This window comes from Streptacidiphilus rugosus AM-16 (genome assembly GCF_000744655.1).
GTDB classification, from domain to species: domain Bacteria; phylum Actinomycetota; class Actinomycetes; order Streptomycetales; family Streptomycetaceae; genus Streptacidiphilus; species Streptacidiphilus rugosus.
The window spans coordinates 2535925-2559860 of record NZ_JQMJ01000004.1; the positions used below are offsets into that span (position 1 = coordinate 2535925).

A 23936-nucleotide genomic window follows, 5' to 3' on the forward strand; every position below is an offset into this window, starting at 1 on the left:
GTGCCAGTGTAAGCGCGAGGGTCCGCGACCGGAACGTCTGGACCTCGTCAGACGTACCACATAGCGAGGGCGCCACGGCAGAATTGCACCCGCAGTTCACCGCCCAGGAGGGACACCATGTCCAGGACTCGTTTCGCACCGGACCGCGGGCTGACCACGCGCATGCTGATCACGATGTTCATGATCGGCCTGCTGTTCGTGGCCTTCGTCGGCGTGCTGCTGGTGGCCCTGCGCGGGATGTGGCCCCTGGTCGTCATCATCGCGGGCGGACTCTTCATCGCCCAGTTCTGGTTCAGCGACAAGATCGCCGCCTTCAGCATGGGCGCCCGCGAGGTCACCCCCCAGGACTACCCGGAGCTGCACGGCGCCATCGACCGCCTGTGCGCGCTCGCGGACATGTCCAAGCCGAAGGTCGCCGTCGCGCAGAGTGACATCCCGAACGCGTTCGCGACCGGCCGGAACGAGAAGAACGCCGTCGTCTGCGTCACCACCGGTCTGCTGCGCCGCCTCGAGCCGGAGGAGCTGGAGGGCGTGCTGGCCCACGAGCTCTCGCACGTCGCCCACCGCGACGTCGCGGTGATGACCATCGCCGGCTTCCTCGGCGTGCTGGCCGGCATCATCACCCGCGTCGGCCTCCAGTTCGGCATGTTCGGCGGCTTCGACCGTCGCGACAGCCGCGACAACGACAACACCGCGATCGCGATGCTCGCCGTCATCGCGATCAGCGCCGTCGTCTACGCCATCAGCTTCCTGCTGACCCGCCTGCTCTCCCGCTACCGCGAGCTGTCCGCCGACCGCTCGGCCGCGCTGCTGACCGGCAAGCCCTCGGCGCTCGCCTCGGCGCTCACCAAGGTCACCGGCGACATCGGCGCGATCCCGACGCAGGACCTGCGCCAGGCCCAGCCGTTCAACGCCTTCTACTTCGCCCCGGCCCTGTCCGCGCGCGCGGTCGCCAGCAACGCCTTCTCCACCCACCCGTCGCTCCAGCAGCGCCTGGAGCAGCTCGGCAGGATCTCCACCGAACTCGGCCGCGGCTGACACCGACCGCGCTGCACCGCCTGCCACCTGCACCGCCTGGCCACCTGCACCACCTATGACCTGCACCACCCATGACCTGCACCGCCCAATACCCGCACCGCCCACTACCTGCACCGCCGCCGAGAGGACAGAGACTCCGATGGGTTTCCTGGACGCCCTTCTGGGCCGGACCAAGCCGGTCAAGCCCGATCTGGACCAGCTCTTCGGCCTCCCCTCGGCCGCCATCACCCTGGAGGCCGCCGCGGGCTTCAAGCCCACCGGCGTCGGCTCGGTCTGCTTCGCCGCGGCCGAGGGCGGTGCGTTCGCCACGGTCCAGCAGGACGTCCAGGCGCTCCTGGACGCCGACACCGGACGCGGCGGCCAACCGGTCGAGCTGACCCCGCGCGACGCGTACGGCTACACCTGGCTCACCTCGCGTCAGGACCCGGAGGACATCGTCTCCCTGGTCAACGACGTCCACGCGGTCAACTCCGCCCTGGAGTCCCAGGGCTTCGGCCCGCAACTGCTCTGCTCGCTGGTCAACTTCGCCGACGCGCAGGGCCGCAGGTTCGCCCTGGTCTACCTCTACAAGCGGGGCTCCTTCTACCCCTTCGCCCCGCTGCCGGGCGAGAAGCGGGACAACCCGCTGGAGCTGCAGATCAAGGCGATGCTCGGCAACGACCTGCGACTGGAGCAGGATCTGACCCGCTGGTTCCCGGTCTGGGGCGCGCCCGGTCTGTAATGATCGGTCGGTGAGCCGATACGACCCCCGTGGACTGACCGACCTGACGCCGCCGTGGAAGCAGCCCTCCACGGTGCCCGAACTGCCCGCCGAGCGGGACCTGGTGGTCGAGGAGGCGTCGACCGGCTTCTGCGGCGCGGTGATCCGCTGCGAGAAGACCGCCGAGGGCTTCACCGTCACGCTGGAGGACCGGCACGGCAAGCTCCGGGTCTTCCCGCTCGTCCCGCGCGGCTTCCTGGTCGACGGTCGGCCGGTGACCCTGGTGCGCCCGCAGCCGGGCGGCCCGTCGAGGCCGCAGGGCCCCTCCCGGACGGCCTCCGGCTCCGTGGCGGTGGCCGGCACGAAGGCGCGCGTCGCACTGCCGAGCCGGATCTACGTCGAGGGCCGCCACGACGCCGAACTGGTCGAACGGGTCTGGGGCGACGACCTGCGGATCGAGGGCGTGGTCGTCGAGTACCTGGAGGGCATCGACGACCTCCCGGCGATCGTGGCCGAGTTCGGGCCGGAACCCGGACGTCGGCTCGGCGTGCTGGTGGACCACCTGGTGCCCGGCTCGAAGGAGTCCCGCATCGCGGCACAGGTCACCGGCGCGCACGTGCTGGTCGTCGGCCACCCGTTCATCGACATCTGGGCGGCCGTCAAACCCGCCGCCGTGGGCATCCCGGCCTGGCCGGACGTGCCGCGCGGCGAGGACTGGAAGACGGGCGTCTGCGCCCGCCTGGGATGGCCGCTGGACACCCCGGAGGCGTGGCGCCGCATCCGCGGCTCGGTCCGCTCCTACAAGGACCTCGACCCGGCCCTGCTCGGCCGGGTCGAGGAACTGATCGACTTCGTCACCGCACCGTGAGACGCACCACCCTGAGACGTACTGCCCTGGGACTCGTCGCCCTGAGACTCGTCGCCCCGGGACGCAGCGGGTGGGTCACAGCGCGGGGTAGGCCGGGAACGAGCAGCTGAACGTGTCCGGGGTGCCGTTCACCGACGTGACGCCGACACCCGTGCCCGCGGGCACGAGGTTGTCGGCGTAGCGGGTGATCGCCGCGTAGGCGGCGGTGTCGGCGGTGGCGTCCACCGAGACGTTCCAGAGCGCCAGCCCCAGCGGGTGGCTCGCGTTCAGTCCGACGAAGGTCGACTTGGCCCCGCTCTGCGACGCCGTCGCCCGGAAGCCGTCGACGATGATCCGGGTGAAGAACGGGACGCCGGAGCCGCTGCCGTTCGAGTAGTGGGTGTCGAACACCATCGGCGCGCGGACGGCGGTGACGCAGGTGTTCAGGTAGGTCACGTCGCTGACCGTGCCGCCGTTGGCCGGCGAGGACTTGATCCGGATCCCGGTGCTGCTGCCGCTGACGTTGCCGAGGCTGTCGACGCCGGTGACAGTGTTGTTCCTGACCAGGACGTTGCTGACGCCGCCGTTGGTCTCGCTTCCGATGGAGATGCCGTGGGTGCCGTAGAAGTGGCTGTTCTCGACGGTGATGTCGCGGGTCGCGGCACCGCCCTTGACGGCGATGCCGTCGTCGCCGGTCATGATGTAGCTGTCGTTGACGGTGACGTTCGTCGCGCCGCCCGGGTCGATGCCGTCGGTGTTGCGGGCGGTGTCCGGGGTCTTGATGCGCACGCCCCAGGCGGTGAAGCCGGTGCCGCCCTGGTAGACCACGTGGAAGTTCGGCGAGTTGAGCATGTCCAGGTGGTAGAGGGTGAAGTTGTCGGAGTCGACGGCCTGGATCAGCCGCGGGTTGTTCTGGTTCTCGCCCGCCTTCTGGGCCGCGGTGGCCAACCCCCACCAGGTGGTGCCGCCGCCGAGGATCGTCTGGTCGCCACGCCCGTCGATCCTGCCCTGCGCACCGGAGGCGGCGCGCACCGACTCGATGCCCGCGTCGGCCCCGGCCACGGTGATCAGGGGCTTGCAGCCGCCCTCGTGCGAGCTGAGCGTGCCGCAGGTCGGCTTGCCGCTCACCTGGTAGTTCACCGGGTTGCGGGAGGCGAAAAGGGTGACGCCCGAGTCGAGCAGCAGCACCTCGCCCCGGTGCACGGTCAACGGACCGCTGAGGAAGGCGTTGTGAGCGGCGTCCGCGGCGGAGAGCCGGACTGCCACGGTGGCCGAACCGGACTGGGTGCACGCGTCCAGGGCCCGCTGCAGGCGGGCCGTGTCCGGCGGGCTGCTCTCGGCGGCGGAGCCTGCCGTGCGCCCGGGCATGGCGAGCTGGGCCGGGACGGTCGCACAGACGGTGGCGGGCACGACAGGCTCGGAGACCTTGCGCGCGTCACCCGTTGCGCTGCCGACGGGGGCTGTCGTGGTGCCGGACGTCGTGGCACCGACCGAGGTGGGGTTCCAGCCGTCGGTGCCCGCGAGGTAGGTCCTGGCGGTGTACTTCGCCGCCCGGGCCGCGCTCAACTGGGGACTGTTAGCGCTCACACCACCGTTGGCGGCACTGAGCTTCGCGCCCGTCCCGGTGTTCGCATAGGAGTCGAAGCGCGCCGACTGCCACGGGTATCCGCCCATGGCGGTCCACGGCGTCGCACCCTTGACCGCAGCCGGGAGGACGGTGTTCCGCACCACCACCTGGGCGACCGCGGTCGAGGTCGGGTGCCAGGGACGGCCGAGGTAGTAGGTCCGGGCCTTCGCCGAGCTGGTCACGGTGCTGTCCGTGATCAGGAAGCCGTACGCCCTGCTCGCCTCGGTGTTGGCCGCGGTCAGGAAGCCGTTCAGGCCGTCCGCCGGCGCGCCGTCGTCCAGCGCGTCGATCGTCGCGTGGTCGAAGACCGCGGTGGCGTTGCCGAAGAGGAAGTCGACGTCGCCGCTCACCAAGACCGAGCGGAAGTACTGCCGGGTCTGCGCGGTCGGCGTGGGGGACCAGGCGAGCAGCGTGTCCTGGTGGCCGAGGAACCGGTCGTTCAGGTAGACCTGCCGGTCGCCCTCCGCGTTCAGAGCCACCGCCTGACCGCCCTTGACGCCCGGATGTGAGGCCTTGGAGAAGGAGTTGACAATGGTGAGGTTCTTCACCGTCATCCCGGCCGCGGCAAAGGTCGCGGTCGCGCTGCCCATGGTGCCGTAGGGGGAGCCGTCCGGCCTGCTCAGTCCGGCGGCGTTGCCGTAGGTGATCACGACGTCGGCCGGGTTGCCGGTCGCGCCCACCAGACTCAGCCCGGTCCTGGTCGCCGGAACGGAGACCGTCTCGTGGTAAGTCCCCTTCGCGACGACGATCGTGTCGCCCGCTGCGGCGGCGTCCACCGCCGCCTGCACGGTGCGGAACTGGGCGCCCCCGCCCGCCGCGACCGTCAGCGTGCGCGCGCTGCGGGCGCCGTGGGTGCCGTGGGTGCCGTGGGTGGCCGCGTCGGACGTGCTGCTGGCGGAGGCGAGCAGCGGTATCGCCGCCAGGCCGCCGCCTGCGATGGCCACGGCCGCGACGACGGCGGGGACGCGCCGCGCGAGGCGGGAACGGCGATGGGTGGGGAGTGGAGGGGTCGGTGACACGCGGTCAGTCCTCTGCTTCCGGTGGTGCTTCTCGGACGGTTTCCCCTCTGAGTGGTCCGGGAGACGGGAAAGGTTGCCCGTGCGGAGAGAACTTTTCCGGAGGTCGGCCGCCCGCGGTCGGCGTCCGCTCCCGCTGGTTCTGCTACCTCGCCGCCACGGGGTAGAAGTTCCCGTAGACGAGCGCCTGGTCGCCGTGGCCGGTCGCGGTGGCCCGGTAGTCGTCCTGTCCGGCGTCGCGGCCTCCGGCGGCGTGGTCGTACTGGCCGGCGAAGGTGTAGGTCCCCGGCGCGAGGGTGACCCCGGACCTGAGGGTCCATTCGTAGACCAGGAACCCACCCTGGCGGGTCACGGTGACGACCAGGCTCGGCGAAGACACGGTGGACCACGTCCCGGTGCTCTCCACCCCCGGTGTCAGCGCGACGCGCAGGCGGACGTCGAGCGCACCGAGGCTGAACGCGCTCTTCAGAGTCACGTCGCTCTGGGCCCAATTCGTGTTGCTGTTCGGGTCGACGGAGCCGTCCGACCAGAGGAAGCCCTGCTGGACCCTGGTTCCTGTTGGCGAGGCGCCGGCCGGCGAGGCGGCCGGCGCGGAACCCGTAGGGGACGGGGCACCCGCTCCGCCCGCCACGGTGCTCCCCGAGGCCGCGGCCGACGGACCGGCGCTGCGCCCCCGCCCGCGGTACCGCCCGGCCCGGACGGAACGGTCGACGAGGCCGTAGGGCGGGGCACGCTGGTCGCGGAGCCGATGTCGGTCGAACCGCCGGGTTCGGTCCGCGAGGCGGGACCGGGGCCGACGTACCGGCCTACGGCCGCCCACGTGCCCGCCACACTGGCCGCCAGAAGCAGCACCGAGACGACCCCGAGCCCCGCCACCCGCACCAGGCGACGCGCCGGACGTGCGGCCCGTGCGGCCCGCGCGGCCCGCGCGGGTCGTACGGCCCGCACGCGCCCGTGCTCGACGGCACGTTCGGCGTCTCGCCGGGCGGCGATCCTGACCAGCATCGCCTCCCGGTCGGGGCGGTGCCGTGCCGCCTCCTCGTGCAGGGCGTCGCGGAGTCGGCCTTCGTCGCCGAGGGTTTCGTGGTGCAGGGTCTCGTGATGCGGGGTTTCGTGGGGCGGGGTCCCGTGGTGCGGGGTTTCATCGTGCGGGGTCCCCTGGTACCGCGTCCGGTCGTCGCGCCGGGCCTCGCGTCCGTGTTCCATCAACGTCCCTCCCCCGCCTGACGCGCCGACACCAACCACGCCTCCGGACGGCGTCCGCCGAGGAGCTCCGCGAGCTGCGCCGCTCCGCGCGACGTCTGGCTCTTCACGGTGCCCACGCTGATCCCCAGGGCCTGCGCGGTCTCCCGTTCGGAAAGGTCGAAGGCAAAGCGTAGGACGACGCAGGCCCGACGGCGGTGCGGGAGCCTCCGCAGTGCGCTGCGGACGTCCACGACGGCGGGTATGTCGGTCGTGTGAGCGTTCTCACGCCACAGCGTGCTCCAGCCGCGCAGGCCATTGCGCTCCCGCCCCAGACGGCGCGCCCGGTTCCGGCAGAGGTTCGCGAGCACACCGCGCGCGTAGGCCGCCGGGGAGTCGGCGGCGCAGACCCGGTCCCAGTGACGCCAGACCTCCAGCAGCGCGTCGGCGGCGAGGTCGTCCGCCGCGTCGGGCTCACCGGTGAGCAGGTAGGCAAGGCGCGAGAGCTCGGCGTGATGCCGCTCAAAGAAGGCCTGGTACGCGCTCTCGGCCGCGCCGTCCCGCAGAACCACCCGAACCCTCCCCCGAGCCCGTCCGCCGGACGGATGCCGTCCGACCGCCATGGAAGCCGCGAGCCTACCAATGCAACCTGACCGCAACGGCGCTGGCGGCATGTCGACGTGCCGGGACGGGCGGCTGAACGTGCTCGGCGCGTCAGAGCGACTCGGGATCGGCCGCGAGGGACTCCCAGTAGTCGACGTAGGCCTGCTCATGGGCAACCGCCAACCGGAGGATGCGCGCGCGGGAGAGCCGGCGCGCCTCGTCGGTCGGATCGATGTCCGCACGGAACGACTGGTAGAGCTCCAGCCACCTGCGATGCTGCGCGGCCCGCGCCTTCGCCAACGCGACCACGTCGGCCGGGTCGCCCAGGTCGGCGAAGAACAGTTTGAGCTGCGCCGGATCGCGGGTCTCCGGCTCCGGGGCCTGCGGATCGCCCAGCCAGCGTTCGAGCGCCGCGCGCCCCGCCCCGGTGAGGTGGAAGACCCGTCGACGGCGGCCCTCGGTCTCCGTCTCCTCACGGAGCAGCCCGAGCTCCGCCAGCCGGGGCGGAATCCGGTACAGCTGCGCATGCGGGATCGGCCAGAAGTACTGAACGCTCTCCTCCACGCGCGCCTTGAGCTCGTAGGGCGTCATCGCCCCATGCCGCGCGATGAGCCCCAGGACGACGTAGCCGGACGGGCTGCACCCGCCGTCCCCCCCGCCCTCTGCCGCCTGCGCCGAGCCTGATTCCTTCGGTTCCGCCTGTTCTGCCTGCTCTGCCGCCATGCCGCGCGCGCCTCCTCGTCTTCCCGTCGCCGGCCGTGAGGCCTTGCTCTCCTTGACACCGTATCAATGAGAGCATAGTGTCCATCTCATCGAGACCGTATCAATGAGACTATTGCTGAGCGAGAGAAGGTCCCATGACGACGTCCGCAGCGATCTCCACCGACTACGTCCATCCCGAACTCGCCTCCGTGCTGGCGACCATGCCCGAGCGTCCCGCCAACCCCTACGCCGACGTCCAAGGTCTGCGGGACAGCTTCAAGGCGTTGATGGCCCCGCTCGCGGCCATCACGGCCGAGGCGGTCCAGCGCGCCGAACTCACGATCACCGAGGCCACGTTGACCGGACCTGACGGCAACCTGATCGACGTGCAGATCCTGCGCCCCACGGGGGTGGGCGCAGTCCTGCCGGGAGTCCTCTACATCCACGGCGGCGGTTTCGTGTACGGGGAGCTGGACGGACCGAGCCCGATGGCGATCAACGCCTGCCTGACCACCGGGGCCGTCATCGTCAACGTCCACTACCGGCTCGCGCCCGAGCACCGCTACCCCGCCGGGGTGGAGGACTGCTACGCCGCCCTGCAGTGGATGGCCGCGAACGCCGAAGAGCTCGGCATCGACCCAGCCCGCATCGCCGTCGCCGGGGCCTCGGCGGGCGGGGCACTGAGTGCTGCCCTGTGCCTGATGGCCCGGGACCGGGGCGGTCCGGCCGTGGCGTTCCAGTGTCTGCTGATCCCGCTCCTGGACGACCGCGCGGACTCAGCCTCGCACCGCCGGGTGACCGACCGCCGCTTCACCAACGGCCCCGGCATCAGGCACACCTGGGACACCTACCTGGGCCCGGACCGCGGGGACGCCCCGGCCTACGCCGCCCCGGCACGCGCGGACGACCTCGCCGGCCTGCCCCCGGCGTACATCCTCACCTGCGGCCTCGATCCGCTCCGCGACGAAGGGCTCGACTACGCCCGCCGCCTGGCCGAGGCGAACGTCCCGGTCGAGACGAGGGACGTTCCCGGCGCCTGGCACCTCTTCGAGGCCTTCGCCCCCGAGTCGACCCTCGCCCGCACCACGAGCGCCCACTGGCTCCGAGCGCTTCGCGACGCGCTCAACCCCTGAGGGCGGAGGCCGACGGCGGACGACGGACGACGGACGGGACCAGGGGATCGCCTCAGTCCACCAGGTCCCGGACCACCGCGTCCGCGAGCAGTCGCCCACGCAGGGTGAGGACAGCCCGGCCCTCGGCGAACGGCCCCGGTTCGAGCAGTCCCTCGCCCAGAGCGCGGTCCGCCGCCTTCCGGCCTTCCGGGCGCAGGAGGTCCAGCGGGCAGCCGGCGGAAAGCCTGAGCTCCAGCAGGATCCGCTCGACCCTGCGGTCCTCGTCCTCCAACCGCTCGCGGCCTTGGGCCGGAGTCTCCCCCGCCTCCAGTGCCTGGGCGTAGGCGGCAGGGTGCTTCCGGTTCCACCACCGCACTCCGCCCACATGGCTGTGGGCACCGGGGCCCGCGCCCCACCAGTCGGCACCCGTCCAGTACAGCTCGTTGTGGCGGCAGCGGGCGGACGCCGAGCCCGCCGTGGCCCAGTTGGAGACCTCGTACCACTCCATGCCGGCGGCGCCCAGCAGCTCCTCCGCCATTAGGTACCGGTCGGCGTGGACGTCGTCGTCCGTCATCGGGATCTCCCCGCGCCGGATACGGGACGCCAGCTTGGTCCCCTCCTCGACGATCAGCGCGTACGCGGAGATGTGGTCCGGCTCCGCCGACAGCGCTGCCTCCAGGGAGGCCCGCCAGTCCTCCGGCGACTCCCCCGGGGTGCCGTAGATCAGGTCGAGGTTGACGTGCTCGAAACCTGCGTCGCGCGCCTCCGCGACACAGGCCTGGGGCCGACCCGGCGTGTGATGGCGGTCGAGCAGCTGCAGCACGTGCGGGCGGACACTCTGCATGCCGAAGCTCAGTCGGGTGAAGCCGCCCTCACGAAGCTCGGCGAGATAGGCGGGGCCGACCGACTCCGGGTTCGCCTCCGTCGTGACCTCGGCCCCCGGCGCAAGCCCGAACTCGTCCCGGATCGCCCCCAGCATCCGGACCAGATCCCGCGCGGGCAACAGCGTCGGCGTCCCACCGCCCAGGAAGACCGTCTCGACGGGGACGTCAGCGTCGCCCAGCACCTTCCGGGCCAGCCGGATCTCGCCGATCAGGTGGTCCGCGTACGTCTCCTGCGAGGCGACCGTGCCGGACGAGCGCAGCTCTGTGGCGGTGTAGGTGTTGAAGTCGCAGTACCCGCAGCGGGTCGCGCAGTACGGCACGTGGACGTAGAAACCGAACGGTCGCGTACCGAGCCCGGCGAGGGCGGTCTCGGGGAGCGAGCCGTCGGCCGGGACGGCTTCGCCGTCGGGCAGTGCGGAGGGCATGTGGTCCATTCTCCGGCATGCGGACATGTAGGCGTGCCGATGGGCCGCCGGGTGGGCGGCTCATCGGCACGTTGTGGGGTTGTTCAGCGGGGGTAGCGGGTGTTGGGGGTGGGGGTGTGTCGGGTGGTGGCACCGCTCTGGGCCCGCCACCACTCATTTCGAGTTCCCAGCCGGTGTGGTGGAGGTCGGTGTGGTGTTCTCCGCAGAGCAGGGCGAGGTTGTTCAGGCTGGTGTGGCCGCCGTCGGCCCAGTGGGTCAGGTGGTGGGCCTCGCACCAGGTGGGCGGCCTTGTGCAGCCGGGCCAGACGCAGTGCCGGTCCCGGGCGATGACCGCGTCCCGCAGGTGCGCGGGGACGGTGCGGGTGGCGCGGCCGATGGAGACCGGCTTGCCCTGGCCCTTGGTGAGGATGACGCGGAGCCGGCAGTCGCAGGACTCCTTGCGGGCCTGCCACCGCGGCAACCGGAACCCCCGCGTGGACGTGGCGACACCGACGGGGTGCAGCAACCCCGACACATCGTCGTCGGCCGGGGACCCTTCGGGGTCGTCGTCGGTGAAGGTGGGGTGGGCGGGGCACTCCTCCCGCAGCGCGTCCAGGTCCGCGATGACCGTGAAGTGGGGGCGCTGACCACCGGTGGTGGGCAGCTTGTCGCACCCGAGCGCGAGGTCGGCGACCGCCTCGAGGGCGTCGCCCATCCGCTCCGGATGCGTCCGGGTCTCCCCCTCGACAGGGGTGCCCATCGCCGCCTCCAGCGCCACACGCAGCTTCTCCCCCGCCACCGCCGACAGCTCCGCGGTCAGCACCCAGAACGGGTCATCGCTGGTGCCGGTCTGCGACAGCCTCGCCGTGGAACGGAACAGCGCCGGGGCATCCTTCGCCTGCGGCTCCTGCTCCTCGACCAGGTGGGCGCGGACCTGCCGGGCGGCCTGCTTCAGCTGCCCCAGGTGCAGGGTCTTGGCCTGCTCGACCAGGAGATCTTCGGCCTGGGCGCGGGCCTGCGGGTCTTCCACGTCGGTGATCTCGTGGGCGATGACCTCCGCCTGGCTGGCCGAGAGTCCGCCCTCGGCGAGGGCGGTGCGGACGGTGCGCAGGGTGTCCAGGCGGCGGGCCCGGTCGACGAGCTGCTTCGCCACCCGGTCACTCAACTGCCCATGCGTCTGCAGGAACCCCTTCGCCGTCCGCGAACGCGTCGCCGCCACCGCACCCGTGCGGTCGAACACCGCCACCCGACGCGCCAGCTCCGCCCCCACCATCTCCTCGAACCGCACCAGGGCCAGGAGCTGCTCGGCCTGGAACGAGGCACCGGCCGCACACAGGGCGTCGTCGTCCTCCGCCGCCAACGCGGCCAAGAACGTCAGAGAAGAAGAGGGCAGGGTCCGCAGCGGCTCCGTGCTCGCAGCACGGACCTGGCGGGAGCTTGAGGGAGTCAGGGGATCCGCACGGAACACGTCCCCCAGCGAGGCAGAAAACACCTCACCCATGGACGCATCTCCGTCTTCACACCCGCCCCCGAACATCGAGGCGTCCATAGAACAATTATGACACCCCAAACAGAGCAGCGCCAAGCCCGAGCCGTCACCCACAAGAGTGAAAACCCGCAGCTCAGCGCCGCTCTGACTCCCCTTCAGGGGCCCTTGTCACGCCTCCCTGGCACCCGCGTACATCGCCTCGATCAGCTCCGCGTTCTCGCGCTCCACGACCGGGCGCTTGACCTTCAGGCTCGGGGTCAGCTCGCCGTGCTCCACGTCCAGGTCGCGCGGAAGGACGGTGAACTTCTTGACCGTCTGCCAGCGCTGCAGCTGTGCGTTCAGCTGGTCCACGAAGCCGCCGATCAGGCTGTGGACCTCGGGCGACGTGCAGACCTCGGCGTAGCTGCGGCCAGACTGACCGTGGCCCGCCGCCCACTGCATGATGGCCGGCTCGTCCAGCGTGATCAGCGCGGTGCAGAAGTTGCGACCGTTGCCGATGACCAGGATGTTGCTGACGAACGGACAGACGGCCTTGAAGCGGCCCTCGACCTCGCTCGGGGCGACGTACTTGCCGCCCGAGGTCTTGAACATGTCCTTCTTGCGGTCGGTGATCCGCAGGAAGCCGTCCTTGTCCAGCTCGCCGATGTCGCCGGTGTGGAACCAGCCGTCCGCCTCCAGCACCTCGGCGGTCTTCTCGGGCTGGTTGTGGTAGCCGCGCATGACGCCGGGGCCGCGCAGCAGGATCTCGCCGTCCTCCGCGATCCGGACCTCGGTGCCGGGCATCGGGCGACCGACCGTGCCCACGCGGTAGCTCTCGCCCGGGTTGACCGTCGAGCCCGCGCTGGTCTCGCTCAGGCCGTAGCCCTCGAGGATGTGGACGCCGGCGCCGGAGAAGAAGTAGTTGATGTCGGGCGCCAGGGCCGCCGAACCGGAGACGCAGGCGCGCAGCCGACCGCCGAAGGCGGCGCGGATCTTGGCGAAGACGAGCTTGTCCGCCACCGCGTGCTTGAGCTGGAGACCGAAGGGGACGGTCCGCGAACCGGTCGCGATCTCGTTCTTCTGAGCGGTCTCGGCATACTCGCGCGCCACGCCCGCCGCCCACATGAAGATCTTGTACTTGGCGCCGCCCTCGGCCCGGGCCTTGCTGGCGATGCCGTTGTAGACCTTCTCGAAGATGCGCGGCGCGGCGGCCATGTAGGTCGGCTGGACCACCGGCAGGTTGGTGATGATCTTGTCGATCCGGCCGTCCACCGCGATCACGGAGCCCTGCTGGATGTGGCCCGAGGTGAGCGTCTTGCCGAAAACATGCGAGAGCGGCAGCCACAGGTACTGGACGTCGTCCTCGCCGGTCAGGCCGAGGGAGCTCTGCGCCGCCGCCTGGTAGGCCCAGCAGTCGTGGACCAGACGGACGCCCTTGGGGCGGCCGGTCGTGCCGGAGGTGTAGATCAGGGTGGCCAGCTGCTCGCGCTTGATTTCGGCGACCGCCTTCGCGACCGAGTCCGGGCGCTCCTTGAGGTACGCGACGCCGCGCTCCTCCAGCTCGGCCAGGGACAGCACCTCGATGCCGGCCGCCTCGGCCGCGCCGACCGCGTCGCCCTCGGGCTTGCTGCCGTCGATCGTGACGATCACCTTGAGCTCGGGCGTCTGGGGAGAGGCGTCGAGCATCTTCGCGAGCTGCTTCGCGTCCTCGACGATGATCGCCCGACTGCCCGAGTCGGAGAGGATGTAGGCCGTCTCGTCGGCGTTGGTGCTCGGGTAGACGGCGGTGACGGCCGCGCCCGCGCACATGATGCCGAGGTCGGCGAGGATCCACTCGATCCGGGTGGAACAGGAGATGCCGACGCGCTGCTCGGGCTCGATCCCGAGGGCCATCAGTCCGGCCGCGATGTCCTGGACGCGCTCCGCCGCCTGACCCCAGGTCATCGGCCGCCACTGCTCGGCACCGGGTGTGCTGTCCGCCGCGTGCTCGTCGACGGGCACGGGATAGCGGTAGGCCACCCGGTCCGGGGTGGCCGCCACCCGGGCCAGGAACAGCTGGGCCACAGAATCAGGGCGGTTGTCCAGCAGCGGTGCTGCGACGAGCGGCTTCAAGCTCACGGCTACCTCCGGGACCCGCGCGACCGGTGTGGGACGGTCGGCGGGCGAATGCAGTGCGGACGGCGGGGCGTTCAAGCAAAAGGACGTTCAGGCAAGGGGGCGCGCAGGTGGTGGAGCACTTCTTAACTCGCGAGTAACTGGCGGGCAACGATCAGCGTAGGACGTTATTGCCTCGGAAGTAAGGGGGAGAATGTGACGCGGGTCACGCTACTTGCCGGTCGGCAAGTAAGCTATCTAGGATGGCGCACCTAATAAAGAGTTGACCCCCGCGCCAGCCAACCGGGTACGGTGTACGCAGATGATAGAAAAGCGCGGCCTCACCGCACACCACAGCACCGCGAACAGCACCGCACACCGCACCACCGCAGACAGCACCACCGCAGACAGCACCACCGCAGACAGCACCACCGCAGACAGCACCACCGCTCCTTCCGCACCCACCCGACGAGCCATCCTGAGAGACCCGTTGTGCTGATCCGACTTCTGCGCGCCCACCTGGGGCCCTACTCCAGGCCGATCACCCTGCTGGTCCTGCTCCAGCTGATCCAGACGATCGCGACGCTCTACCTTCCCACCCTCAACGCCGACATCATCGACAACGGCGTGGTCAAGGGCGACACCGGCTACATCCTGCAGACCGGCGGCATCATGATCGGGGTCACCGTCGCCCAGGTCGTCTGCTCGATCGGAGCCGTCTACTTCGGTGCACGGACGGCGATGGCGCTCGGCCGCGACATGCGCGCCTCCGTCTTCAATCAGGTGCAGTCCTTCTCCGCCCGGGAGGTGGGGCAGTTCGGCGCACCCTCGCTGATCACCCGCAGCACCAACGACGTCCAGCAGGTCCAGATGCTGGTGCTGATGACGTTCACCCTGATGGTCTCCGCGCCGATCATGTGCGTCGGCGGCATCATCATGGCGCTCAACCAGGACGTGCAGCTCTCCACCCTGCTGATCGCCATCGTGCCGATCCTGGGCGTCCTCATCGGCATCATCGTGACGAAGATGCGCCCGCTGTTCCGCTCCATGCAGGAGCGGATCGACACCGTCAACCGGGTGCTGCGCGAGCAGATCAGCGGCCTGCGGGTGATCCGGGCGTTCGTCAAGGACACCCACGAGCGCAAGCGCTTCGGCGTCGCCAACGACCAGCTGACCGACGTCGGCCTGCGCGTCGGCCGGCTGATGGCGCTGATGTTCCCGCTGGTGATGATGGTGGTGAACCTCTCCAGCGTCGCCGTCATGTGGTTCGGCGCGAAGCGGATCGACGCCGGCGGCATGCAGATCGGCGCGCTGACCGCGTTCCTGTCCTACCTGATGCAGATCCTGATGTCGGTCATGATGGCCACCTTCATGTTCATGATGGTGCCGCGCGCCGAGGTCTGCGCCGAGCGCATCCAGGAGGTGCTGGACACCGACACCACCGTCGTCCCGCCGTCCTCCCCCGTGCGCGCGCTCTCCCGCCGCGGGTTCCTCGAACTGCGCGGCGCCGACTTCCGCTACCCGGGCGCCGAGGCGTCCGTGCTGCGCGACGTCAGCTTCACCGCCAGGCCCGGCGAGACCACGGCCATCATCGGCTCGACGGGGTCCGGCAAGACCACCCTGCTCAGCCTGATCCCGCGGCTCTCGGACGCGACCGACGGCGCGGTCCTGGTCGACGGCGTCGACGTCCGCGAACTCGATCCGGCGCTGCTGGCCAGGACGGTCGGCCTGGTGCCGCAGAAGCCGTACCTCTTCTCCGGCACCGTGGCGTCCAACCTGCGCTACGGCAACCCCGACGCCACCGACGAGGAGCTCTGGCAGGCGCTGGAGACCGCGCAGGCCAGGGACTTCGTCAGCGAGCTGGCCGAGGGCCTGGACGCGCCGATCGCCCAGGGCGGCACCAACGTGTCCGGCGGTCAGCGGCAGCGTCTGGCGATCGCCCGCGCGCTGGTCAGGAAGCCGGAGATCTACCTCTTCGACGACTCCTTCTCCGCGCTCGACTACGCCACGGACGCGCGGCTGCGCGCGGCGCTGGCTCAGGAGACCGCGGACTCCACGGTCGTCATCGTGGCCCAGCGCGTCAGCACCATCCGCGACGCGGACCGGATCATCGTGCTGGACGAGGGCGAGGTCGTCGGCGAGGGCACGCACCGCGAACTGATGGACGAGAACCAGACCTACAGGGAGATCGTGCTCTCCCAGCTCACTGAGGAGGAGGCGGCATGAGCTCCGGCGGCGACGAAGCGAAGGCGGCAGCGAGCCGCCGTCCCGGCGCGGCGGTCGGACCGGCCCGCTGGATGGGCGCACAGCCCGCCGAGAAGTCGATGAACTTCAAGGAGTCCGGCAAGCGCCTGCTCGGCCGGCTCCGGCCCGAACGTCCGTTGATCGCGGGGGTGCTGGCACTGGCCACGGTCAGCGTCGCGCTCTCCGTCATCGGCCCGAAGGTGCTCGGCCACGCGACGGACCTGATCCTCGGCGGCGTCTTCGGCAAGAAGATCCCCGTCGGCACGGACCCGAGCAAGCTCGGGCTCAACCACAGCCAGCAGCAGATGCTGTCGTCGATCCACTTCACCCCCGGCAAGGGCATCGACTTCAACGCGGTCGGCACCGTCCTGCTCTGGGTCGCGGTGATCTACGCCTTCGCCGGGCTCTGCGGCGTGATCCAGGCGCGGCTGGCGAACATCGCGGTGCAGCGCGCGGCCAACCGGCTGCGCGGCGACGTCGAGGACAAGCTGGCCAGGCTGCCGCTGAGCTACTACGACAAGCAGCCGCGCGGCGAGGTGCTGAGCCGGGTCACCAACGACATCGACAACATCGCCCAGACGCTGCAGCAGACGATGTCGCAGATCATCACCTCGCTGCTGACCGTGGTCGGCGTGCTGACGATGATGTTCTACATCTCCTGGCTGCTGGCGCTGATCGCGCTGATCTCGATCCCCGCCTCGGCCGTGATCGCGGCCAAGGTCGGCAAGCGGGCGCAGCCGCAGTTCGTGCAGCAGTGGCGGTCCACCGGCAAGCTGAACGCCCACATCGAGGAGATGTACAGCGGACACTCGCTGGTCAAGGTGTTCGGCCGGCAGCAGGAGGCCGCGGAGCAGTTCCACGCCGAGAACGAGAAGCTCTACGCCAGCAGCTTCAAGGCGCAGTTCATCTCTGGCCTGATCCAGCCGTGCATGATGTTCATCGGGAACCTCAACTACGTGCTGGTGGCCGTGGTCGGCGGTCTGCGGGTGGCGTCCGGCGCGCTGTCCATCGGTGACGTGCAGGCGTTCATCCAGTACTCGCGGCAGTTCAGCCAGCCGCTGACCCAGGTCGCCTCGATGGCCAACCTGGTGCAGTCCGGCGTGGCCTCCGCCGAGCGGGTCTTCGAACTGCTGGACGCGCCCGAGCAGTCGGAGGAGCCGGAGCACCCGGCGCGTCCGGAGATCGTCCAGGGCCGGGTCGCCTTCGAGCACGTGGCCTTCCGCTACGACCCGGAGAAGCCGCTCATCGAGGACCTCTCGCTGACGGCGGAGCCCGGCCACACCGTCGCCATCGTCGGCCCGACGGGTGCGGGCAAGACCACCCTGGTCAACCTGCTGATGCGGTTCTACGAGCCGACGTCCGGCCGGATCACGCTGGACGGCGTGAACGTCGCGGCGATGAACCGGGAGGAGCTGCGCGCCCACATCGGCATGGTGCTCCAGGACACCTGGCTCTTCGGCGGCACCATCGCGGAGAACATCGCCTACGGTTCGGCCGGGGCCTCCCGCGAGCAGATCGTCGCGGCCGCGAAGGCGGCCCACGTCGACCGCTTCGTTCGGACGCTGCCGGACGGCTACGACACGGTGATCGACGACGAGGGCACCGGCGTCAGCGCGGGCGAGAAGCAGCTGATCACCATCGCCCGGGCGTTCCTCGCCGAGCCGTCGATCCTGGTGCTGGACGAAGCGACGAGCTCGGTCGACACCCGCACCGAGGTGCTGATCCAGCGGGCGATGGCCAAGCTGCGCTCCGGCCGCACGGCCTTCGTGATCGCCCACCGGCTCTCCACGATCCGTGACGCGGACACCATCCTGGTCATGGAGGACGGCGCGATCGTCGAGCAGGGCGACCACGCCTCGCTGCTGGACCAGGGCGGCGCCTACGCGCGGCTCTACCAGGCGCAGTTCGCCCAGGCGGTCGCCGAGGTGGACTGAGGCCCGACGGGTCGGCAGAGCCGCAGAGCAGGAGGGGTGGGCGCTTCACGGAAGCGCCCACCCCTCCCGTATGCGCCCCCGCCGTCGCTCCGAATGAACAACCCCATCGGCGTCCGCCACCGGCTACTGCAAACTGCTACCCGCTACCGCACGCTGACGACCGGGCTCGGGCTCGGCGGAGTGGGCGCAGGGTCGTGATGGGTGCCCTGGGTGACCATCCAGGCGACGGCCGCTCCCGCGATCAGCAGGCCGCCCGCTCCGGCGAGCCTGGGGTCGAGCAGCGGATTGCGTGGCTCGGCGCGGCCTCCATGGTCCGCCGCGTCGTGCCCGACACCGCGCCCCGCGCTGTGCCCGCCGCCCCCGGGCTCGCCGCCGCCCTTCGCCGCGCCGCCCTTCGCCGCGCCGCCCTTCGCCGCGCTGCCCTTCGCCGCCATCCGGCCAGGCTAGCCCTCAGTCGCCCCGGACGTAACGGGTCGGCGGAACGCCCACGACCGCCGTGAAGTCGCGGGTGAGGTGGGCCTGGTCCGCGTAGCCCAGATCCGCGGCCAGGGCGGCCCAGTCGACCGCACCGCTGTCCGCGCGCTGCGCCGCCTCCTGCAGGCGTGAACGGCGCAGCACCCACTTCGGGGAGACGCCGACGTACTCCGCGAAGAGCCGTTGCAGGGTGCGCGCAGAGAGGTCGAAGCGGGCGGCGACCTGCTCGACCCGGAGCAGCGCGTGATCCTCCGTCATGACGGCCACGATCCCGGCGATCTGTGCGGCCGTCGGGTCGGCCTCCGGCCTCCGCAGGAACGCCTCCACCCGCCGGACCATGTCGTCCGCCTCGGTGCAGGCCAGCACCTCGGGGCCGAGCGCGTCGACCTCAGGGCCGAAGAACCGCGAGGCCGGCAGGACGCGGTCGGTGAGCTCCTGGACGGGGCCGGGTGCGAAGGCGCGGAAGCCGCCGGGCAGGAACCTGACCCCGTGCACCTGTCCCGCGTCGACCAGCCTGCGCGTGAAGACGCCGCGGTTCACGCCGTAGACGAGCGGCCCCTGCTCCTCGAGGACCAGGTGGACGTTCGGGTGGGAGAGCACCTGCTGCTCGTAGGGCGGCCGACCGGTCACGTCCCAGCGGACGATCCAGTGGTAGTCGACCCAGGGTGCGAGCGCCGGGCCCGGGGGAAGCGTGGTCACCGTGAAGCGGCCCGCCCCCTGCTCGGGGCGCAGCACGCCGCGGCGCCCCTCGGCGCCTCCCGCACGTTCCATGCCCGCAGCCTAACTGTCGCGTTTCTTCAAGCCCCGGAGCGACCTCACGGCCTACCGTCGGCCCCATGAACAAGCTGCCCGAACTGCACGAACGACTGACCAACGCCGCCGCCGAGACCGTCAGGGTGGTGCGCGGCATCGACCCGTCCGCTCTGGACGCGGCGACCCCCTCGGCGGAGTGGGACCTGCGCGCGGTCGTGAACCACCTGATCCTCTGGACCGCGCACAACTTCGCGCTGCGCGCCGAGGGCGGGTCCGTGCCCGCCGAGTGGTACGAGCGCGACTTCACCGCCGAGCCGGGCTGGGCCGAGGCCTACGCGGTGCAGGTCGACAAGGCGCTGGCCGCCTGGTCCGAACCCTCCGTCTGGGAGCGGGAGATGCCGATGGGCGACTCCGCCGTCCCCGCGACGGCGATCGCGGGCATGATCCTGATGGAGTTCGCCCTGCACGGCTGGGAGGCGGCCCAGGGCTCCGGCCAGCAGTACACGCTGGACGAGGCGACGTCCGCGACGCTGCTCGCGCTGGTGGAGGAGTACGGCGAGATGTTCCGCCAGTACGACGGCTTCGCCGCGGCCCTCACCCTCCCTGCGGACGCCCCGGCCTTCGAGCGCGCGCTGGCGCTGTCCGGCCGGAAGCCCTGAGCCCGTCTCCCGACGGCCCGCACCAGCCGGATCAGGTGCGGCTGCTCCGTAGCGCCGGCCAGGTCTGCGGGCCGACGCCGCCGTCCGCGCTGAGGCCCATGTGGCGCTGGAACGCGATCACGGCCGCCTTCGTGTCCGGCCCGAACTGGCCGTCGATCCCGGACGATCCGACGCTGTAGCCGCGGTAGGTCAGCAGGCACTGGACCTCCTTGACCGCAGCCCCGGTCATGCCGGGGTCGGTCTCGGCGCTGCCCGAGTAGTACGTGCAGTTCTGGTCCCAGATCGGCTGGCTCGGGGGCGGCGGGGCCGCGGGCGTGGTGTGCGGAGCGGACGGGGTGCTCTTCGACGGGGCGGGGGTGGTCGGCTGGTTGCCGGTCGTGCCGCCGCCGGGCGCCGGGGTGGTGCCGGACGTGGCGGTGGTGCCGGACGTGGCGGGGGCGCCCGCGCCGCCACCGGGCTGGGCGCCGGCGGACGCCGTGTGCCCAGCGGACGACGGAGCGGCGGAGCCGGTGGCCGACGCGGCGGCGGACGGCGCACCCGAAGTCGTGGCCGTGATCGTCGCCGACGCGTCTCCCGAAGGGGAGACCACGACTCCGTCCACACTGCCGTCGCCCTGCTGGGAGGCGGCGGTGTGCGTGCCGGATCCGCCGCCGGTCAGGGCGACCGCGGTTCCGGTCAGCGCGGCCACCGCCAGCACCGCGGCGACGGCGAGCAGCACGCCGCGACGACCTCGCCGCGGCTCCTCGGCCGCACCGGGAGCTGCGGGGGAACCAACGGAGACGTAGGCGGGCAGCACCTGCGGCACCGCCGCCTGGTGCTGCGCACCCTGGTACGGCCCCTGGTAGGGCCCCGGGGTTCCTGGATCGCCCATGACCGGGACGGTCGGCGGTGTCTGCCGCACCGGCGTCGGGCTCGGGCCCGCGCTCGGGGCCAGGTTCAAGGCCGGGCCCTGAGCCGGAGCCGGAGCGGTGGGGGGCGTGTGCGGAGCCGGCGCCACGGGCGTTCCGGTGCCGCGCCCGAGCAGCATGGTGCCGTCGTCGGCCACGGGGGCGTCGGCCGCCGGGAGCGGAAGCAGTTGCACGGCGGCGGCGACCTCGACGCGGCTCATGATCGCCGCGCTGAGCTCCGCCGACCAGGGCGCGGCGACCTGGTGAGAGGCCGCCTGCTCCACCACGTCCTCCGCGGAGGGACGGGCGTCGGGGTTCTTGTCCAGGCAGGAACGGACCAGGGCGGCCAGGGTGGGGTCGATGGCCTCGACCTCGCCCAGCACCTCCTCCTTGGGCTCCTCGAAGGCGACCCGGTGCAGCACGTCGACGGTGGTCCCGTCGCCGAAGGGACCGTGGCCGGTGAGCGCGAAGGCGATGACCGAACCGAGCGCGAAGAGGTCGGACGAGCTGGCAACGGCCTGTCCGCGCACCTGCTCCGGGGACATGTAGGCGGGGGTGCCCACCTGCTGGCCGGTGGTGGTGATGGAGCTGGTGTCGGCGGCCTGGGAGATGCCGAAGTCGATGACCCGGCAACCGGCCGGTCCCAGAATGACGTTGGAGGGTTTGATGTCGCGGTGGACCACGCCGACCCGCTCCATCGCCGAGACCGCCTGGGCGAGTTCGAGGGCGATCCGCCAGGCCGCCGTCGGGCCGGTCGGGCCGGCGGTCGCCACCGCCTCGGAGAGGCTGGGCCCGGGTATGTACTCGGTGGCCATCCAGAGCAGGTCGCCGTCGTAGCCGCTGCCGAGCAGCACCGCGGCCTGCTCGCCGCGCACCCGCGCGAGTGCGGCGGACTCGCGTTCGAAGCGACGGCGGAAGCCCTCGTCCTCCGCGTACTCGGGGCGGATCACCTTGACCGCGGCCAGCCCTGAGCTTCCGTCAACCGGACGGCCGAGGTAGATCCTGCCCATCCCGCCGCCCCCCAGCAGCGCGATGACGGCGTAAGGGCCCACGCGGCGCGGGTCCATGGCGCGCAGCGGCTTCGCGCCGAGGCGGTCCAGGCCCACGGAGTCGAAGACTCTGGGGTCACCGAAGGAACTGGGTCCGGCGAAAGCGCCGTTCGGCTCGGACATGATGCGGGGCCCCCGATATGGCAAAGCGGTCACAACTGGTCACATTGGCAACGGGAGATTACCGCAGTCCCCATGAGCCCGAACACGCGCGAGACCCCCGCACGTCCTTCCGTGCAGGGGTCTCAGGTGGCCTGTGGTGCGGGCGGCTACTTCTTCTTCTCGCCCGCCGGGCCCTCGGCGTCGGTGGACAGCGCGGCGATGAAGGCCTCCTGCGGGACCTCCACACGACCGACCATCTTCATCCGCTTCTTGCCTTCCTTCTGCTTCTCCAGCAGCTTCCGCTTACGGGAGATGTCACCGCCGTAGCACTTGGCGAGGACGTCCTTGCGGATCGCGCGGACCGTCTCGCGGGCGATGACGCGCGAGCCGATAGCGGCCTGGATCGGCACCTCGAACTGCTGGCGCGGGATCAGCTTCTGCAGCTTCCCAGCCATCATCACGCCGTAGTTGTAGGCCTTGTCGCGGTGCACGATCGCCGAGAACGCGTCGACCTGCTCGCCCTGGAGGAGGATGTCGACGCGGACCAGGTTCGCGCTCTGCTCGCCGATGGGCTCGTAGTCGAGCGAGGCGTAGCCGCGGGTCTTTGACTTCAGCTGGTCGAAGAAGTCGAAGACGATCTCGGCGAGCGGCAGGTTGTAGCGGATCTCGACGCGGTCCTCGGAGAGGTAGTCCATGCCCTGGAGCACGCCACGGCGGGACTGGCAGAGCTCCATGATGGCGCCGACGAACTCGTTCGGGGCCAGGATCGTGCCGCGCACGATGGGCTCGTGCACCTCGGCGATCTTGCCGCTGGGGAACTCGCTCGGGTTGGTGACGATGTGCTCGGTGCCGTCCTCCATGACCACGCGGTAGACCACGTTGGGGGCGGTGGAGATCAGGTCGAGGTTGAACTCGCGCTCCAGGCGCTCCCGGATGATCTCCAGGTGCAGCAGGCCGAGGAAGCCGCAGCGGTAGCCGAAGCCGAGCGCGACGGACGTCTCGGGCTCGTAGACCAGGGCGGCGTCGTTGAGGCGCAGCTTGTCCAGGGCGTCGCGCAGCAGCGGGTAGTCCGAGCCGTCGAGCGGGTAGAGGCCCGAGAAGACCATCGGCTTCGGGTCCTTGTAGCCGCCGAGGGCCTCGGTGGCGCCCTTGTGCATCGAGGTGATGGTGTCACCGACGCGGGACTGGCGGACGTCCTTGACGCCGGTGATCAGGTAGCCGACCTCGCCGACGCCCAGGCCCTGGGACGGCTTCGGCTCGGGCGAGATGACGCCGATCTCCAGCAGCTCGTGGGTGGCGCCGGTCGACATCATCTGGATGCGCTCGCGCTTGTTGAGCTGTCCGTCGACGACCCGGACGTAGGTGACCACGCCGCGGTAGGCGTCGTAGACCGAGTCGAAGATCATCGCGCGGGCGGGCGCGTCCTTGACGCCGACCGGGGCCGGGATGCGCTCGACGACCGCGTCCAGGATGGCCTCGACGCCGAGCCCGGTCTTGGCGCTGGCGCGGAGCACCTCGCTCGGGTCGCAGCCGATGATGTGGGCGATCTCGTCGGCGTACTTCTCCGGCTGGGCGGCCGGGAGGTCGATCTTGTTGAGCACCGGGATGATCGTGAGGTCGTTCTCCAGCGCCAGGTAGAGGTTGGCGAGGGTCTGCGCCTCGATGCCCTGGGCGGCGTCGACGATCAGCAGGGTGCCCTCGCACGCGGCGAGGGAACGGGAGACCTCGTAGGTGAAGTCGACGTGACCCGGCGTGTCGATCATGTTCAGGATGTGCGTGGTGCCGGCCTCGGCGCCGCTGAGCGGGGCCCAGGGCAGGCGCACGGCCTGCGACTTGATGGTGATCCCGCGCTCGCGCTCGATGTCCATCCGGTCCAGGTACTGCGCACGCATCTGCCGGGGGTCGACCACGCCGGTAATCTGGAGCATCCGGTCGGCAAGCGTGGACTTGCCGTGGTCGATGTGGGCGATGATGCAGAAGTTGCGAATCAGCGCCGGGTCGGTGCTGCTGGGCTCCGGAACGTTGACGGGGATGGCGGACACGCAGGATCCAGTTCTTCTGATCGGCCGGGGGACTCGGTCGCGGTGAGGTCGGGGTCGGGTCGTTCACGTCAAGTATCGGGCCTGATGCCTGGGGCCTGACGTCGTCAATCCGTCC

The 23936-nt window shown here is 71.0% G+C and carries 18 protein-coding genes and 1 pseudogene; 8 read left to right on the forward strand and 11 right to left on the reverse strand.

What is annotated here, in order from left to right; translation table 11 throughout:
* The first annotated feature begins 117 nt into the window (after window positions 1-117).
* The 3 genes from htpX to BS83_RS20615 all read left to right on the forward strand — a co-directional run bounded on the left by htpX (window position 118) and on the right by BS83_RS20615 (window position 2606).
* Window positions 118-1038, forward strand: coding sequence for a zinc metalloprotease HtpX (htpX, locus tag BS83_RS20605; protein ID WP_037605145.1), 921 nt, complete (start codon window positions 118-120; stop codon window positions 1036-1038).
* Window positions 1039-1177: 139 nt separating this feature from the next.
* Complete coding sequence (pspAB, locus tag BS83_RS20610) at window positions 1178-1759, forward strand: PspA-associated protein PspAB (RefSeq protein ID WP_037605146.1); 582 nt, start codon at window positions 1178-1180, stop codon at window positions 1757-1759.
* A 10-nt stretch (window positions 1760-1769) separates the two neighbouring features.
* Window positions 1770-2606, forward strand: coding sequence for a DUF3097 domain-containing protein (locus BS83_RS20615; RefSeq protein ID WP_232248436.1), 837 nt, complete (start codon window positions 1770-1772; stop codon window positions 2604-2606).
* A 75-nt stretch (window positions 2607-2681) separates the two neighbouring features.
* Here the strand turns inward: BS83_RS20615 and BS83_RS44060 are convergent, their stop codons facing one another.
* Both BS83_RS44060 and BS83_RS41980 read right to left on the reverse strand, forming a co-directional pair.
* Complete coding sequence (locus BS83_RS44060) at window positions 2682-5231, reverse strand: pectinesterase family protein (protein WP_084713745.1); 2550 nt, start codon at window positions 5229-5231, stop codon at window positions 2682-2684.
* 142 nt (window positions 5232-5373) lie between these two features.
* On the reverse strand, window positions 5374-5703 hold the full coding sequence (locus tag BS83_RS41980) for a hypothetical protein (RefSeq protein WP_051943460.1): 330 nt from the start codon (window positions 5701-5703) through the stop codon (window positions 5374-5376).
* 479 nt (window positions 5704-6182) lie between these two features.
* Between BS83_RS41980 and BS83_RS20635 the strand changes: the two genes are divergently transcribed.
* Complete coding sequence (locus BS83_RS20635; protein WP_037605147.1) at window positions 6183-6455, forward strand: hypothetical protein; 273 nt, start codon at window positions 6183-6185, stop codon at window positions 6453-6455.
* Here the strand turns inward: BS83_RS20635 and BS83_RS20640 are convergent.
* Both BS83_RS20640 and BS83_RS20645 read right to left on the reverse strand, forming a co-directional pair.
* Window positions 6434-6982 carry a SigE family RNA polymerase sigma factor gene (locus BS83_RS20640; RefSeq protein ID WP_037605148.1) on the reverse strand — a complete coding sequence of 183 codons (549 nt, stop codon included), beginning with the start codon at window positions 6980-6982 and terminating at the stop codon, window positions 6434-6436. The genes BS83_RS20635 and BS83_RS20640 overlap by 22 nt on opposite strands.
* A 142-nt stretch (window positions 6983-7124) precedes the next feature.
* Window positions 7125-7736, reverse strand: coding sequence for a PadR family transcriptional regulator (locus tag BS83_RS20645; protein WP_084713751.1), 612 nt, complete (start codon window positions 7734-7736; stop codon window positions 7125-7127).
* A 134-nt stretch (window positions 7737-7870) separates the two neighbouring features.
* On the opposite strand from BS83_RS20645, the gene BS83_RS20650 reads away from it, so the two are divergent.
* A complete protein-coding gene (locus BS83_RS20650) occupies window positions 7871-8848 on the forward strand; it encodes an alpha/beta hydrolase (protein ID WP_037605149.1) in 978 nt (325 codons plus the stop codon).
* A 52-nt stretch (window positions 8849-8900) separates the two neighbouring features.
* Here BS83_RS20650 and hemW read toward each other — a convergent pair whose 3' ends face one another.
* From hemW to BS83_RS20670, 3 genes and pseudogenes are all read right to left on the reverse strand, one after another.
* Window positions 8901-10136, reverse strand: coding sequence for a radical SAM family heme chaperone HemW (hemW, locus tag BS83_RS20655; protein WP_037609516.1), 1236 nt, complete (start codon window positions 10134-10136; stop codon window positions 8901-8903).
* A 328-nt stretch (window positions 10137-10464) separates the two neighbouring features.
* A pseudogene (locus tag BS83_RS47640) lies at window positions 10465-11664 on the reverse strand (DUF222 domain-containing protein); the annotation flags it as partial.
* 108 nt (window positions 11665-11772) lie between these two features.
* Window positions 11773-13701, reverse strand: coding sequence for an AMP-dependent synthetase/ligase (locus tag BS83_RS20670; RefSeq protein ID WP_232248437.1), 1929 nt, complete (start codon window positions 13699-13701; stop codon window positions 11773-11775).
* Window positions 13702-14169: 468 nt separating this feature from the next.
* Between BS83_RS20670 and BS83_RS20675 the strand changes: the two genes are divergently transcribed.
* Complete coding sequence (locus tag BS83_RS20675; protein WP_037605152.1) at window positions 14170-15903, forward strand: ABC transporter ATP-binding protein; 1734 nt, start codon at window positions 14170-14172, stop codon at window positions 15901-15903.
* On the forward strand, window positions 15900-17855 hold the full coding sequence (locus BS83_RS20680; RefSeq protein ID WP_051943462.1) for an ABC transporter ATP-binding protein: 1956 nt from the start codon (window positions 15900-15902) through the stop codon (window positions 17853-17855). Before BS83_RS20675 ends, BS83_RS20680 begins: the two co-directional genes overlap by 4 nt.
* A gap of 143 nt (window positions 17856-17998) precedes the next feature.
* On the opposite strand, the gene BS83_RS20685 is transcribed toward BS83_RS20680, so the two are convergent.
* Both BS83_RS20685 and BS83_RS20690 read right to left on the reverse strand, forming a co-directional pair.
* On the reverse strand, window positions 17999-18289 hold the full coding sequence (locus BS83_RS20685; RefSeq protein ID WP_037605153.1) for a hypothetical protein: 291 nt from the start codon (window positions 18287-18289) through the stop codon (window positions 17999-18001).
* Window positions 18290-18305: 16 nt separating this feature from the next.
* On the reverse strand, window positions 18306-19100 hold the full coding sequence (locus BS83_RS20690) for a helix-turn-helix domain-containing protein (RefSeq protein ID WP_037605154.1): 795 nt from the start codon (window positions 19098-19100) through the stop codon (window positions 18306-18308).
* Between the two features lie 65 nt (window positions 19101-19165).
* Between BS83_RS20690 and BS83_RS20695 the strand changes: the two genes are divergently transcribed.
* Window positions 19166-19741, forward strand: a complete 576-nt coding sequence (locus BS83_RS20695) for a TIGR03086 family metal-binding protein (RefSeq protein WP_051943464.1) — start codon at window positions 19166-19168, stop codon at window positions 19739-19741.
* Between the two features lie 31 nt (window positions 19742-19772).
* Here the strand turns inward: BS83_RS20695 and BS83_RS20700 are convergent, their stop codons facing one another.
* Window positions 19773-21800 (reverse strand): serine/threonine-protein kinase, encoded by a 2028-nt coding sequence (locus tag BS83_RS20700; protein WP_051943466.1) that lies wholly within the window; start codon window positions 21798-21800, stop codon window positions 19773-19775.
* A gap of 146 nt (window positions 21801-21946) precedes the next feature.
* Entirely contained in the window at window positions 21947-23821 is a 1875-nt protein-coding gene (lepA, locus tag BS83_RS20705; RefSeq protein ID WP_037605155.1) for a translation elongation factor 4, read from the reverse strand.
* Window positions 23822-23936: the final 115 nt, after the last annotated feature.